The 14902-nt window shown below is 49.3% G+C and carries 7 protein-coding genes; 2 read left to right on the top strand and 5 right to left on the bottom strand.

Annotation, left to right across the window (positions count from 1 at the left end; all coding sequences use genetic code 11):
* Positions 1-134 precede the first annotated feature (134 nt).
* The 5 genes from ASG33_RS17585 to ASG33_RS17605 form a co-directional block, all read right to left on the bottom strand.
* Positions 135-3584 (bottom strand): SusC/RagA family TonB-linked outer membrane protein, encoded by a 3450-nt coding sequence (locus tag ASG33_RS17585; RefSeq protein WP_082489287.1) that lies wholly within the window; start codon positions 3582-3584, stop codon positions 135-137.
* A 43-nt stretch (positions 3585-3627) separates the two neighbouring features.
* Positions 3628-4728, bottom strand: a complete 1101-nt coding sequence (locus tag ASG33_RS17590) for a FecR family protein (RefSeq protein WP_056287989.1) — start codon at positions 4726-4728, stop codon at positions 3628-3630.
* Between the two features lie 168 nt (positions 4729-4896).
* Positions 4897-5511 carry an RNA polymerase sigma factor gene (locus ASG33_RS17595; RefSeq protein WP_056287992.1) on the bottom strand — a complete coding sequence of 205 codons (615 nt, stop codon included), beginning with the start codon at positions 5509-5511 and terminating at the stop codon, positions 4897-4899.
* A gap of 164 nt (positions 5512-5675) precedes the next feature.
* Entirely contained in the window at positions 5676-7673 is a 1998-nt protein-coding gene (locus ASG33_RS17600) for an auracyanin family protein (RefSeq protein WP_056287994.1), read from the bottom strand.
* Between the two features lie 26 nt (positions 7674-7699).
* On the bottom strand, positions 7700-9427 hold the full coding sequence (locus ASG33_RS17605) for a family 16 glycoside hydrolase (protein WP_056288000.1): 1728 nt from the start codon (positions 9425-9427) through the stop codon (positions 7700-7702).
* Positions 9428-10001: 574 nt separating this feature from the next.
* Between ASG33_RS17605 and ASG33_RS17610 the strand changes: the two genes are divergently transcribed.
* Together ASG33_RS17610 and ASG33_RS17615 are read left to right on the top strand one after the other, a co-directional pair.
* Positions 10002-13187 (top strand): SusC/RagA family TonB-linked outer membrane protein, encoded by a 3186-nt coding sequence (locus ASG33_RS17610; protein WP_056288634.1) that lies wholly within the window; start codon positions 10002-10004, stop codon positions 13185-13187.
* A 41-nt stretch (positions 13188-13228) separates the two neighbouring features.
* The gene (locus tag ASG33_RS17615; protein WP_056288004.1) at positions 13229-14824 is read left to right on the top strand and encodes a SusD/RagB family nutrient-binding outer membrane lipoprotein; all 1596 of its coding nucleotides are present in this window, start codon (positions 13229-13231) and stop codon (positions 14822-14824) included.
* Positions 14825-14902: the final 78 nt, after the last annotated feature.

The raw sequence follows: 14902 nt of genomic DNA on the forward strand, positions 1-14902 counted from the left end.
GAATAATTGAATGTTGAATGAGTGAATGAGTGAATGAGTGAATGACTTTGTCGCCCTGAGCACGCCGGGCCAACGGGCGGTCGAAGGGCTCCCTTTCCTCCATAGTCCCTTTCCTCCATCATCCCTTTCCTCCTTTATAACTTAACATTCAAGTTGATACCGTAACTTCTCGTAGTAGGCAGTGTGTGGGTTTCGATACCTTGGAGGTTGTCGGATGCGGATACTTGTGCTTCGGGATCCAGGTTGTCGATGTATTTTTTGATCAGCCACACATTGTTGCACATCGCAGAAATCGTCAGGCCTTTGATGAAGGTCTTGTCTTTCACAAAACGGGAGAGATCGTAACCAAGCGACACTGTCCGCCATCTTACAAATGCACCGTTGTACACAAATGGCGACGCCAGGTTGGTACTGCGGTAAGCCGTGTAAAACTGCTCTGCTTCTACGCGGGTATCATTCGGCGAACCGTCAGCTTTGACGCCGTCCAGCAGCACGCCGCCTTCGCGTCCCACAAGCGACGGTTTCGACAAACCTTCGCGCAGGAAGTTGAGGTTGGAGTTGGAAAGAATCTTGTGACCCGCTTTGAAGTCGATCTGCGTGCCGATGCGGATTCCCTTGATATTGAATGTATTCACCCAGGCACCCACCCATTTAGGAATTGCGCTGCCGAAAGTGGTAAGGTTACCCTGCTGCGGCAAACCGCCCGAAGTTATAATGCGGCCCTGCGCATCTCTTTTGTAGTCAAACCCGCGCAAAGAGGCGAGGGGCTTGTTCACTTCATGGGAAACAATGCCGAAGAATTCGCCAGTACCGACGTCAAAACGAGGCTGATTAGCCGCCAGCTCGATCACTTTGCTGATGTTGTAGCTTCCATTGAAGCTGGTTTCCCAGGTAAATGCGTCGGTGCGCGCAGGCACGATCGTCAGCAGGAATTCAACGCCCTGGTTACGCAGCTTACCCACATTCACTTTGGTCTGGCTGAAACCGGAGGTATTTGAAATATCCACGTTCAGGATTTCATCCACAGTGTTTTTGCGGTAAATAGAAACGTCAAGGTTCAGGCGGCTATCGAAGGTTTTCATTTCTAGACCAATCTCCGTTTCCTTCACTTTAAGCGGCCTCAAATTCGCATTCGGACTTACTGTCGAAGGTAAATTCCCCAAAGCGGTCCCATTGAAAGGGTTTGCATTGATCCCGTAATACAGGTTGTTTGAATACGGATCGGTATCGCCTCCCACTTCCGCGTAAGCCGCGCGGAGTTTTCCGTAATTAAGCCAGGCCGGTGCATTCGCGAATGCCTGACTGAATACAAAACTTCCGCTCACAGAAGGATACAAGTAGCTGTTCGACTCCGGGTTTAATGTTGAGAACCAGTCATTTCTGCCCGTCACGTTCACAAAAAGGAAGTTCCTGAAAGAGAATTCAGCTGCGCCGTAAATGGAGTTTACTTTCTTCTTGCTATATCCGTAATTGGGCGTTTTTACCTGGCCATTTGCAATCGTGTACAAATCGCGGACGTAGAAGTTGGTTACCGCAGTAGACACATTGTCGCTTATCTGCAGCATCTGGTTGCCCCCGAGGGTTATATCGATACCGAAATCCCCGAAAGTACGGTTAGCACCGATGAGCACGTCCATATTCCGCTCCCGGAAGGTGGAAACATCCTGGTAGTAGTAACCATTAAAGCCGGTAGTCACAGCACTGATCGAGCGCGTTCCTGTGGGGCGGTTATAATTGTAGGGGCGGGTGTAGTAGTCCTGACCAATACGACCCTGCACAAACAGCCAGCTCGTAAAATCGTAGCGCACGGATGTATTTCCAAAAATCCGGTCGCGTTTTACATTCTCAAAACGGTCGTAAGCCACCCAGTAGGGATTGTTCCGGTTGGTAAAACGCGCAAGCGGCATTTCGTTTCCATTCGCATCCTTCCTGTTTTTAAGCCAATCTGTATCAATGCTTGTCGCAAGGGTATAAATTGTCGTATTCGCATTCATATCCTGGATACCAATCTGCGGCGGGTTTTTGTTGTATTCGTTTGAATAATTGGCATTTACCTGCGCAGAGAGCTTTTTAGAGAACTTGTAATTCAGACCGAGGTTGAAAATGCGTTTGTGATAATCGGAATTCGGCATGATCGCATTCGCATCGGTATTGGCGAATGACAGCCGGAAATTCCCCTTCTCATTCCCGCCAGACAGTGCAATGGAATTGGTGAAGCTCGTACCGGTGCGATAGAAATTTTTAATGCGGTCTTTGTGCGCAATGTAAGGCTGGGTGCTGCCATCAAATTGCGGCGTCGGCTTGCCGTCGAGCTTTTCACCAAATGCAAATACCCCCGAACTCTGCGCCTCAGCTACACTCGTGGGGCGTTTACCGAATTCTCCCTGTCCATATTCATACTGGAAGTCCGTATAATCAAGTGCTTGCTGCGCCTGGAAATTGGAGTTGAGTTCAACACCGATACCTGTCGTTTTGCTGCCGCTTTTGGTCGTGATGATAATGGCGCCGTCTTTCGCGCGGAAACCGTACAAGGCAGCCGCTGCCGCACCTTTTAACACCGTCATTGATTCGATATCGTCCTGGTTGATGCTCTGCAGACCGTCACCTGCATCAGACGAACCGCCGGTGGGGTTACCTGTTCCATTTCCGTTCGAACCGCCCGCAGAAACGCTGCTGTTGTTGATCGGAACGCCATTTACAATGATCAGCGGCGAGTTATTGCCTCCAAAAGAGGATTGTCCGCGAATACGGATTTTGGTTGAACCGCCCGGTCCGCTCGCAGGTGGCGTTACATTCAATCCCGCCACTTTTCCCTGCAGACTGTTTCCCAGGTTCGTCGTACGGTTGGTTGTAAGTTCTTCTGTGTCAATGGTTGCTGTGGAGTAACCGAGCTTTTTCGCATCCCTTTTGATACCCAAAGCTGTGACTACGACCATTTCCAGGTTGCGCACGTCGGGCTGCAATGTAACGTCGTACACAGACTGGGTACCCAGTGCAAGTTCCTGCGGCGTGTAGCCCACATAAGAGAATATCAGAATGCCGCCTGCATCAGGCACACTAAGCTGGTAGGTACCTTCGGTGTTTGTTGCAGTACCCGCCTTTGAACCTTTGAGTACAATGCTGACGCCCGGCAGCGGCTGACCTTTTTCGTCTGAGACAGTCCCGCTTATTGTTCTGTCGATCCCCTGAGGAAGCTGGCGCAGGATCATGCCGCTGGTCGGCTCTGCGGTGTTTTTGACCAGTACGATCTGCTTTCCGTCAATTTTGTAGCCTACATTCAAGGGCCTTAAAAGTTCGTCAAGTACGTCTGAAAGCGGCTTTTCCACGGCGTTGATCGAGACTTTCTGCTGCGGCTTGATCAGGGAGGAATTGTAAGTGAATTTGACCTGCGTCAATTTGTTCAGCCTGCTCAACACCGTTTTAATCTCCTGATTGTTCATCTGCAACGTAATGCGCTGGTTCAGGATATCCTGCGCACCCGCGGCACTTGCGGCCACACCGAAGATAAAGGCAATTAATAGTTGGTAAAATGATATTCTCAAAAGCCTGTAAAATTGCCAGGACGTGCGTCGACGTTTTTTCATACCATGAATTGTTTGTTATATAATTGAAGATGTAAAACTGTATTTAGTTACAGCCCCTGGCGGTGATCACCAGCTGGCCGTCAACCATATCGTAGCTTGCCCCGATAGCCTGGCAGATTGCATTCATTCTTTGTTTCAGATTTTCATCATCGAACTGCGCATTGATCCTGCATTTAGATAGCAGTTCCTTGTCGTAGCGGATATCAATCCCGTACAGCTTTTGAAGGGATACCAATACTTCAGGTATCGGTTTGTCGTCGAAGAGCTGTTCCCTGGCTGCGATGGATTCCACGAGCATTGCGGGCTGACTTACGGCGCCGCGTTCAAGCCGGCTTTCTTTCCTGATATATACCACCTGCTGGTTGGGTGTCAGGATGACGCCTGGTATTTTCGCGTCGGGTTTCGCGTTGGCCTTTTCATATTCTTTTTTCGCGAAAACGCTCACCTTACCCGTTTTGACAGCGATCAGCTCTGTTTTATCCTGGTCAAATGCCTTGATTCGGAAGCTCGTTCCAAGTACCCGGGTGACGGTTTCACCGGTATATACCACAAAAGGTTGCTGCTCATTTCGGCTGACATCAAAAAACGCCTCGCCACGCAGTGAAACGCGCCGCTCGCTTCCGCTGAATTCTGCGGGATACGTAATGGAGCTGCCTTTCGACAAGGTGACTACTGTATTGTCGCTGAGCAATACCGTCATAACGTCCTTGTCATTGTTGGAACTGACGCGCATCTGAAGCGCGGGTATAACGGGGATTTTGTGTGCTGTTTGGACAGTTTTAGGTAAAAGCCGGGCGTTGTAGTAGGCGACACTGAGGCCTGAAATAAGGACAAAGGCCGCTGCCACTCTCCATATAGCGGGCAGGTATATACGCCACCCGCTCGTATTCCGGCGTTCGGAAGCAAGCCTGACGATCTCATTGATGTCCTGCCGCATCATTTCGCTGGTGAGCTCGTCCCGGTACATATCCCGAACCGAGATCACCAGTTCCTTCGCAAGACTAACCGTCTGAGACCGGTCGGGATTTTCGTGGATCCATTGCGACCAGAAACAATTCAGCTCCGGCGTAGGATCAATGACCCAGCGGCGGAACATTTCATCAGTTGCCAGTTCTTCAACCGAGTGGGTCCTGTAATTGATCATAGCGTAAGGATTTGCGGGAAAGCCGCCCGCACTTTTGCTCTTTAAACACTATGTCAGGATATCATCAGGTTATAACCAAAAAAATCAAAATATTTTTGAAATAATGATAATGCGGCAAAATGGGAGGTAAAATGCTGTGGCTTGATGCGCTTGGTAAAGGCCAGTGTATCAGGAAGCTACGAAGCTGATGATCAGCAGCCAGAAGAATTCGGCAGGAACCCAGATCTGCTTGATCTCTTTCAGGGTACGGTAAAGCAGGTTGGCAACGCTTTGTTTGCCCAAGCCCATGATATTGGCAATTTCGTCGTTGGCCAGGTTCTGGTAAAAGCGGAGGTAGATGATCTCTTGCTGTCTTTTTGATAGCAGCGAAATGATCTGTTTCAAACGCCCCTGCTGATGCCGCAGATTTTCGTTTTCAATGATATTTACTTCAATGGAAGGATCTGTATTGTCCTCATCAAAGAATGCAGATTCGGGCTCGTGGAATTTCTTAAGTCTGAGCGCTTCCTTGATCAGCCTGTGCCTTAATGCTTTGAGCAGGTAAGATTTTACAAATGCAGTCTCGCTGAGGAAGGTACGACGCTCCCAGAGATCGAGGTAGAGTTCCTGGATTGCATCGCGTATAAAATCGGGATCGCAGGAGAACCTGGCGGCATAATTGTAGAGTGCCCGGTAATGGATCTGGGCGAGTAGTCCCATTGCATCCGGATCTCCGGCTTTAAACCGCTTCCAGAGCCGCACGTCAAGTTCGATGGGGTCGTATGAAATCTCTTCTTTGCGCAAATGACAGACGATGGTTTGTTTAATTTATTCAAAGAATTGTACTACTTAAAGCGGGCGGAATTATAAATCTCCTTTCGCCTAGGCTGTGTTATATATGCTGAATTTTGTATTGGAAAATCCGCAGGACCGGAGTGAAAAGTTGGTCCTGCGGATGAAGTATCGAGTTACCTGACTACTTTCAGTTTGCCTTGCATGAGCGTGTAATGCCCTGGGAATGTGCAAACGTACTGGTAAGTGCCGGTTTGTTTTGGAGCAACGAAATAAATGGACTCTGATTTCTCAGGCTCTACGATGTTGCTGTGAAAAAGTACATCGCTGGTGCGCGGTACATAGTTCATTTCAGAGCCTTTCAAGCCGAGGTTCAAACCCGCTTCACCAACTGCATTGGCAGTGCCAGGCTTGGTAATTACCAGGTTATGCAGCATATCGTCATTGTTATTGAAAACGATCCTGATTTTGGAACCGGCTTTCACCTGGATTTCCGAGATATCGAACTTCAAACCAGGAACAGTACCGATCGTAATGGTTTGATCGGGGCCACTGGTCCAGCTGGCAGGCATCTCAGTAACTCTCTTCGCGGAAGGTGCTGTATTAGCCGCAGTTTCCGACGCAGCTGCCATGTGTGCACTGTGATCAACAGCGGCCGCTTTGACAGTAGTTGTAAACTGGCTGGCCGCCACCGGGTTTCCTGATGCGATCTCATTGAGCGTGTAATAGCCGGTTGCATGCAGCAGTGAGTTACCCTCCGCCGACTTGATTCCCTCCGCCTTGATCTCGTGGATATAACCCTTTCTGAGTACAGCAGGGTCTACAACCAGCCGCACGTGCAAGCCGTCTTCCGCAACAACAATCCCTTTCAAAGGAACTTCCTGTGTGTTAACGATCGGGCTGCCGTAAGTAGAGTGGTATTTGTAAGTAAAGCTGCTCAGTTTATAGGCATCCTGGTTGGCAGCCGCCGCTTTGTCAATCGGGCTCGTGAAGGTAATCTCGAATCCGTCCGGCATTGAACGCACTGTTTTCATTTCAAACGGCATTTTGCCTGTCCAGACCAGTCTCTGGATACCAAAGTTAGACTTCCCAGTCGCAGACCAACCGCGGCTCGTTTGTCCTACAAACAAAGAACCGTCCAGTCCCCATTCAAGGCGCAGGATACCTGACATAAAACCTTCGCGGAAAGGAAAAACAGTTCCTTGCCAAACGCCATTTACCTTTTCAAGATCCACGCGGGTAATGATACTGTGGCCCTGGTCGCCCACGAACATTTGCCCTGTGAACGGACCGAAGCTGCCATTTGTAACGTCTTCTTTGAAGTCCGAAGTAGAGATACCCAGGATCGTATGCGGGAACCATACTGCCGGCGGCTTGATACCTGGCACTTTCTTGGCCACGTCATACAGCGGCTCGCCTGTATTCGGGATATCTCTTGCGCTCAGCTTCACGGGAGAACCTTCTTCCTTGCTCCATTTCAAACCGGCAGGGTTACCTGCGAAATCACCTTTTTCCAGGTGCGTCATTCTTCCCGAGCCAACCCAGTCGCCCTGGTTTTCGGTATAGAAGATATCACCCTTGTAAGATCCGAAGCCGGACGGAGAGCGGAGACCGGTAGCGTAGGGAGTAAGCTTGCCGTCTTCGCCCATTTTAAGCATCCATCCGCGCCATTTGGACTGGCTTGCGCCGCGCCCCACCCAGTCAAGGTTGAGGGTAACAAGCAACTCGCCGTTCGGCATTGCCACTGGACCGTAGGAATACTGGTGATAGTTACCAGAAAGCGGCCATTTCGCAAATGAATCGTACACGTCGGCTACACCGTCGTTGTTGGTATCGGCCAGCCTGGTTACCTCGCCGCGTTGCGAGATCAGGAAATCCTTGCCGCGGTACAATAGTCCAAGCGGCTCGTGCAAGCCGGCCGCAAACCTGTTAAAGGAAGGTTTACCATCGCCTTTCAGGTACGGATTGCCGATCAGCCACACTTCTCCGCGGCGTGTTGAAGTAGCGAGCCGCCCGTCGGGCAATACCGCCATTCCGCCCACTTCCATTTGGATATTTTCAGGAATGGGGATTGTGATGATCCGGTAAAAATCATCCTCCTTATTCTGTTTGGATTGAGAATAGCTGGTAATGCAGCAGAAGGAGATCAGGGTTGTTAATAGTATATTTTTCATTTAAAAAGAATGCAGTTCAAAAGATTTTACCAAAACATGGAATAGCTGGTGGTACCCGAAACAGGAAGGATCAGTTCCTGCACTTCTCCCGCCGGTCTGATCGTCGGTTTGTATTTTTTGTCAAGCTGAACATAAAAGCGGTCATCGATCTGGTACAAACCTTTTTCGATTTCGACGATCTGCTTACCCGATGCAACCAGCGCGAACAACGGCGCGGCTGCATTGCCCTGAACCTGAAAAGTGCGGGAAAGTGAATTGCCACCCGAAACAAGCTGATCGGACACGGTTGCTGCACCCAGCGCATATCTGAACACAGGATAACCCTGTGCATTGATGTTATAACCCAGGTAGTTAATGTTTGAAGAATCAGGCCAGGTTGCATTGCTGTTTTCGAGAGAGGCCAGACTGCTGCGTCCGGACACGTGCACTTTGAGGCCCGCAGGAAATAGCAGCTGCGGTTCGCCGCGCTCGTACCACATTTCGGTAACATCCGCGAACTGTCCGCGCCACGCCTGGATCAATGCACCCCGGTTAAGGTCTACGGTGTAGTTCCAGCCGTCGGGGCTGCCTACCGAGATACAGTGTGTCCGTTTCATTTTTTCTCCGTCCAACTGAATGAAGGAGCGTACCATTTCCGGCCGCATATCGGGTGTCACGCTGATGTAAGGCTTGGGCTCAGGCTCTGGAAGCGACGATAATGTATGCAGATCGTAAGGTCTGATACCGGCCTTTTCAACTCTCAGCCCAAGTGCAGGCTGTCTCCATGGAAAGCGCGAGTAATGGAGTTTAAACTTGTGTTTTCCCTGGGTGAGGTTCACGGTACCCTGGTGCGTTTCCTGCGAAGTAGCTTCTCCGCTGGTGAGCACGCTTTTTCCGTCTATCTCGATATCGAGCATCGGGCCGGAGTAAATGCTGGTAAAAATATAGTCGCCTGCCTCATTCACTTCCATATCACCTTCATAAACAAGGTGGAATTCGCGCATTCCGTTGGTTACTTCCTGGGTAAGTACGCCGGAGGTACCTTCGTGGTCCAGCTTGCTGTACTCTTTGCTGTCCCATTTGTCTGAATATACTTTATAGTTCAGGCTGGTCAATGTCAGCGGCTTGCGGCTTGCGAGCAGCTGGTACCCAACATTCCTGAATGCGATCGTGCCTTTCGTCACTTCCATCGCAATGGATTGTCCCTCGGCGGGAGATTTGGAACTTGGAAGATAAATCGTTTCCAATACAGTCACTCCATTCAGCGAAAGTGAATTCAGCCTTGCAGAGCCAGCCAGGTTAGGAACAGATGCATCATAAGCCAGCTCGATCGTCTGCCACAAACCCGGCGCTTTTGCTGCGTTCTGGGTGGGGAACTGACCGACATAACCCGAAGTCTGCGTTCCCTGTCCTTTTTGCTTGCTGCTGTCTGAGAGGCGCACTTTCTGGCCGCCTGGCAGGATCAGATTCCCTTCTGCGCCCGGGGATAGATTGAATTCTGCGTAAAAGCGAAGATCGTTTGCTTTCAGTTTAGTTACGATAGGCTTGCCTGGACTGCCGACCAGGATACCTTCGCCCGACTGGGTTTTGATCTTGGCGGAACCGGCGGGATGAATGGCAATGTTGCCCTGAACTGTCCAGTTGGGGCTGCCGGATTCAAATGCACTGAGGTCTTTGAGAGGCAGGGGAGTGTAATTTCCTTTTGTACCCTGGCCCACGACAACCGCCGGGCAAGCGAATAAAAGGAGAGAGACTTTCCGGAAAAAATGAAGCATCGGCTCTATTAAGTGTATTGTTTACAATTAAAAAGCGAAGTTCGCAAATTTTTCTTCTATTATACCCGGAAATATTAGGATTTATTTTTAGCCCTTGCGGGAATAATGCAAAGATGCGGCGGTATCTCACCAGGCTGACGCATCGCGCCCGACGTTTCCAAATGAAAGTTCAATCCCATTGAATATTCAGCTTGCATGAATGTCGCTAAAAGGCGGTATGTGCAATTAAAAACCAGGTGGATAAATGCATGAACATGAAACTTCATATCTGGCACCGAAGTAGAGCGACAGTTACTTCCGTGATACTTTATCATCCAATTCCATTAAATGCAGCTTCCCTGATTTGTTCGTATGCAAGCCGCGCGCGGTTGTGCTGATTTGTTGATGGTAAGTTAACAAATACTTAACGCCAAGTAGACGAGTATGCCGGAGTTTTGCATTTCAAAATTCCCCGCATATCAAACAGCTTTTTCAAACAAAAACAACGGAAACGTTTGCTTAGATGATTAAACAATTCTACTCTCATTTACTGCTTGATTTCGTCAGACGAAATAAGCAAGCGGGCTTTCTGCTCATGTTCGGGTTGCTTTCACAAGTAGCTGTCGCACAATCGGTCGTAACTGGCCAGGTAACTGCATCTGAGGATAATGCGCCCATTCCCGGTGTCAGTATCATCGTAAAGGGTACTACCAACGGGACGATTACAGACTCGGAAGGAAAGTACAAAATCGAAGTGCGCGACAATGCGTCCGTTCTCACGTTTTCATTCCTCGGCTTTGCTACCCAGGAAGTTAACCTCAATGGGCGGAGTACCGTGGATGTCACTTTGGGTACCGACCTGAGGCAGCTTAGCGAGGTTGTCGTAACCGCACTGGGTATCAAGAAAGACGTAAAACGCATCGGTGTTGCTATCCAGACAGTGGATGGTAACTCGGTGGTGAAAGCGCGTGAACCGAATGCAATCAATGCACTTGCGGGTAAAGTAGCGGGATTGACGGTAGGTATCCAGTCGGAGCTGCTGCGCAAGCCAAATATCCAGCTGCGCGGTAATTCCGATGTGCTTTTCGTGGTGGACGGGGTACCTGTTAACTCAGATACCTGGAATGTGAGCCCGGATGATATTGATACTTATTCGGTTTTGAAGGGTGCTTCTGCCTCGGCACTTTACGGTTTTCGCGGAAAGAATGGCGCGATCCTGATCACCACCAAACGCGGCTCGAAAGACAAACGCGGGTTTTCGGTTGATTTCAATTCATCGACTATGATGGACAACGGTTTTTACGCAATCCCGAAAGTACAGGACGTATACGGTCCTGGTGACCACGGCCGCTATGCATTCGGCGATGGAAAAGGGGGCGGTTTGAACGATGGTGACTACGATGGAGGCTGGGGGCCGAAGTTTGAAGGTCAGCTGATCCCGCAATACGACAGTCCGGTGGACCCTGTAACCGGCAAGCGGCAGGGAACTCCGTGGGTAGCCCGCGGGAAAGACAACCTGAAACGCTTCCTGCAACCAGGTTTGCTTTCGACCAATAACATTTCGGTATCTGCTTCCGGTGAAAAGTACAACCTGCGTTTTTCAACTTCGCACACACACCAGAAAGGGATTGTGCCAAACACGAAGCTGAATATCACCAACTTTAACATGGTGGCGGATTACAATTTCTCCAAAAAGCTGAAATTTAATTCCTCATTGCAGTACAACCGGCAGTACACGCCCAACATTCCGGACGTAAACTACGGGCCCAACTCGATTATCTACAACATCGTACTGTGGGCAGGAGCTGACTGGGATGTTGACCAGATGCGCAACTACTGGCAGCCCGGGAAAGAAGGTGTGCAGCAGATCTACGCAGAGTACCAGCGTTACAACAATCCTTATTTCATGAGCTACGAGTGGCTGAGAGGTCACCAGAAATCGGATATCATCGGCCAGGCTGCCATGACTTACCAGTTCACCGATTTCCTGGAAGCGACATTCCGTTCGCAAATCACAACCTGGAACTTGCTGCGCACTGAGAAAATGCCTTACTCGGCGGGTGCTTACGGACGTGACGAGCGCCGTGGTGATTACCGGGAGGACCGTCGCAACCTGTTTGAGAACAACACGGACATTCTCGTGAAGTTTGATAAGGACATTTTGCCGGGATTGAATGCGAAAGTCTGGGCGGGCGGTAACATCAGAAGCTTTGAATACAACTCGGCTTACGGATCAACCAACTACCTGAACGTACCGGGCTTGTACAATTTCAGCAACTCCGCGAATCCGGTGAAAATTGAGAATTTTAATTCAGCCATGCGCGTTGCGTCAGCTTATTATTCTGCCGATTTTACCTTTAAAGATTACTTCACGCTGTCGACTACCGGTAGAATGGACAAATTGTCCACGCTGCCTTCGGGGAACAATACCTTCTTCTATCCGTCAGTTGCAGCATCCACAGTTGTATCGGATTACGTGCAGCTGCCCGAGGTGATCTCGTTCCTTAAACTGCGTGGTTCTTATGCGAATGTAAAAGATGGATTAACGATGTCGACGATTGGTACTACGGCCAACAACGTCAATCCCCTCGAATATGGCGATCAGTACAGATCACCTTATGACGGTCCTTCTTACCAGAATGCGGCGGTTTATTCAACGCCATTTGCTTATAACAATACACCCGCAGCCTATTTTACAGACCAGCTGAACAACCCTGCGCTGGTACCCAATACTTCTTCTCAAACAGAAGTTGGCCTGGACTTGCGCATCATGAACAATCGCCTGGGATTTGACGTGACTTACTTTACCTCCAACGAAGGTCCGCGGATTTTTGCCTTGCCGATTTCAACAACAACCGGTTACAGCACCGCGCTGGTGAATGGTATCAAGACTAAGAAAACAGGCTGGGAAGCTTCCGTTACAGGATCTCCAGTGAAGACTGACGGCGGCTTTAACTGGGATGTTGTAGCCAATTATTCAACTTTCAAGGAAGTACTTACGGACATTTACCCTGGCCAGGATGCATTGAATACCTTCTTCCGTGTGGGTGACAGAATGGACAAGTACTATGGTCGTGCTTTCGCGAAAACTGCTGACGGGCAGATCATTAATGATGATTCAGGCCGGCCGGTGTACTCGCCTGTAAACCAGTTTCTCGGTTATGTGAACCCGAAGTTTGTGTTGGGTATCAATAACAAATTCAATTACAAGAATGTCAATTTCAGCTTCCAGTTTGACGGGCGTTTTGGCGGTGTGATCTCTAACTACATCCAGAAACAAACCTTCCGCGGTGGTCGCCACATTGAACTGGTACAAGGCCAGCTGGGTGCATCAAGAGAAACGGATTACCAGGCATTTAAAAACAACACCGAGAACAAGACGTATGTAGGTCAGGGTGTGCAGGTAGAAGGCGGAACTGCATTGAATTTTGACGCGGACGGCAAGATCACGAACCTGTCGGAGCTGCGTTTCAAGCCGAATGCAACCGCACAAAACGTACAGGACTGGGTAAGCCGCTATTACAACAGCGATGAAGGTAACCTGATGAGCCGCTCTTTCGGAATGCTGCGCGAAGTGGTTATCGGCTATACTTTGCCGCAAAGCTGGCTGACAAGAAGCAAATTCATACGCAATGCGTCGGTGTCGCTGGTGGGACGGAACCTGCTGTATTTCGCAGAGAAAAAGGACCTCGATCTGAACCAGTTTGTAGCAGGCGGCAGCTCAGATCTGCAAACGCCTTCTGTGCGTCGCTACGGTGTTAACGTGAGCTTGACTTTCTAAAATCCGACTGTTTAAACTGTCATTTGAAAATATTCAGAACAATGAAATTGAACATAAAACTTCTGGGATTAAGCGCCGTTTTCGCATTCACGCTTTCGTCGTGCGAAAGGAGCTTTGAGGATTTGGAAAAAGATCCGAACCGGCCCGTAACTGCCCCTGCTTCCCTCGTTTTGAAGGGAATTGAAATGGATATGTATAATAAGATTGGTACGCCTTTCAGCGACGAAATGCGCTGGAACCAGTTTTACGCGATCAATTATAACTACTACGGAAACAATGAGTATCAATGGTCTTCCTTTGAAAACCATTACCCTACATTGAAAAATGTGATCAAAATGGAAGAGGAGGCCAAACGTGCCGGCGCTACCGACGCGAAAGTCTATTCTGCAATGGGCAAGTTTTTCCGCGCGTTCTTCTTTGATCAAATGTCTGTAAGGGCGGGTGATCTCCCGATGAGCGAGGCTTTGCTCGGGCTGGAAAATGTAACTCCTAAATACGATTCTCAAAAGGATGTTTACATGCAGATCCTGACCTGGCTTGACCAGTCGAATGCAGAAATGACAACGCTGATCGCTGCCGGAGATACCAAAGTAACGGGAGATTTTTACCTGAACGAGGACCTTAAAAAGTGGCAGAAAGTGGTAAACAGCTTCCGTCTGCGCGTTTTGATCCGTTTGAGTAAAAAAGAGAATGAGGCGGGGATGAATGTGAAATCACAGTTTGCGGATATCATTTCAAATCCAGCCAAATATCCTTTGATGGAAGGAATGGGAGATAACCTGGAATTCAAATTCAATACCTTCAATAAGTATCCTTCCAATCCCGACAACTTCGGTTTTGACGCGACCCGCCAGAATATGGCACAAACCTACGTGGGACTGCTGACAGCGCGCAAAGATCCGCGCGTGATGGTTACCACAGAGCCGGCAGGTGCCCAGTTGAAAGCCGGCAAGCAGCCTTCGGACTTCTCTGCATTCATCGCAGCGAGTTCAGGGGAGGATCTTTCGGATATGTCAAACAAAGCCGGAAAAGACAATGGACCGGGCTTTGCTCCGGGTGAATATTCGTTCCAGAGCCGGTCGCGCTACTATTCTAATTACACAGGCGAGAATGCATTCATTATCGGCTATCCTGAAATGTGCTTCAATATCGCGGAAGGTATTAATCGTGGCTGGGCAACTGGAAGTGCCGAAGACTGGTACAAAAAGGGAATCCAGGCTTCACAGGAATTTTATGGTGTAAAAACCGGCGCACTGACAATGACTTACTCCAAAACCGGCGGCCGCGCTGCCTCGGATTTCGCGAACTATACCATCAACTTCAATTTTGATGAATATTACGCACAGCCGCTCGTGAAGTACGCAGGCAACAATGTAGCGGGACTTGAACAGATCGTGACGCAGAAGTACCTCGCATTCTTCATGAATTCGGGCATGGAGGCTTATTTCAATTACCGCCGCACGGGCTTTCCGAAGTTTATGACGGGAGTAGGTACAGGTAACTCAGGCCGCATTGCAGTGCGCTGGCAGTATCCGCTGTCTGAACGTACTACGAATGAGGCAAACTATAATGCTTCCGTTCAAAGCCAGTTTGCTGGTAAGGACGATATCAATCAGCAGATTTGGTTGTCGAAATAAGCTTTTGACTTACCTGCATTTTCAACAAAAGCGGGCTGCCTCAACTTATCTGAGGCAGCCCGCTTTTGTTTATTGTGA

Source organism: Dyadobacter sp. Leaf189 (genome assembly GCF_001424405.1).
Taxonomy (GTDB): Bacteria; Bacteroidota; Bacteroidia; order Cytophagales; family Spirosomataceae; genus Dyadobacter.

Excerpts from the sequence above, each read along its gene's own strand:
- ASG33_RS17585 (WP_082489287.1), bottom strand. The coding sequence starts at position 3,584 with ATGAAAAAACGTCGACGCACGTCCTGGCAATTTTACAGGCTTTTGAGA.
- ASG33_RS17590 (WP_056287989.1), bottom strand. The coding sequence starts at position 4,728 with ATGATCAATTACAGGACCCACTCGGTTGAAGAACTGGCAACTGATGAA.
- ASG33_RS17600 (WP_056287994.1), bottom strand. The coding sequence starts at position 7,673 with ATGAAAAATATACTATTAACAACCCTGATCTCCTTCTGCTGCATTACC.
- ASG33_RS17605 (WP_056288000.1), bottom strand. The coding sequence starts at position 9,427 with ATGCTTCATTTTTTCCGGAAAGTCTCTCTCCTTTTATTCGCTTGCCCG.
- ASG33_RS17610 (WP_056288634.1), top strand. The coding sequence starts at position 10,002 with ATGTTCGGGTTGCTTTCACAAGTAGCTGTCGCACAATCGGTCGTAACT.
- ASG33_RS17615 (WP_056288004.1), top strand. The coding sequence starts at position 13,229 with ATGAAATTGAACATAAAACTTCTGGGATTAAGCGCCGTTTTCGCATTC.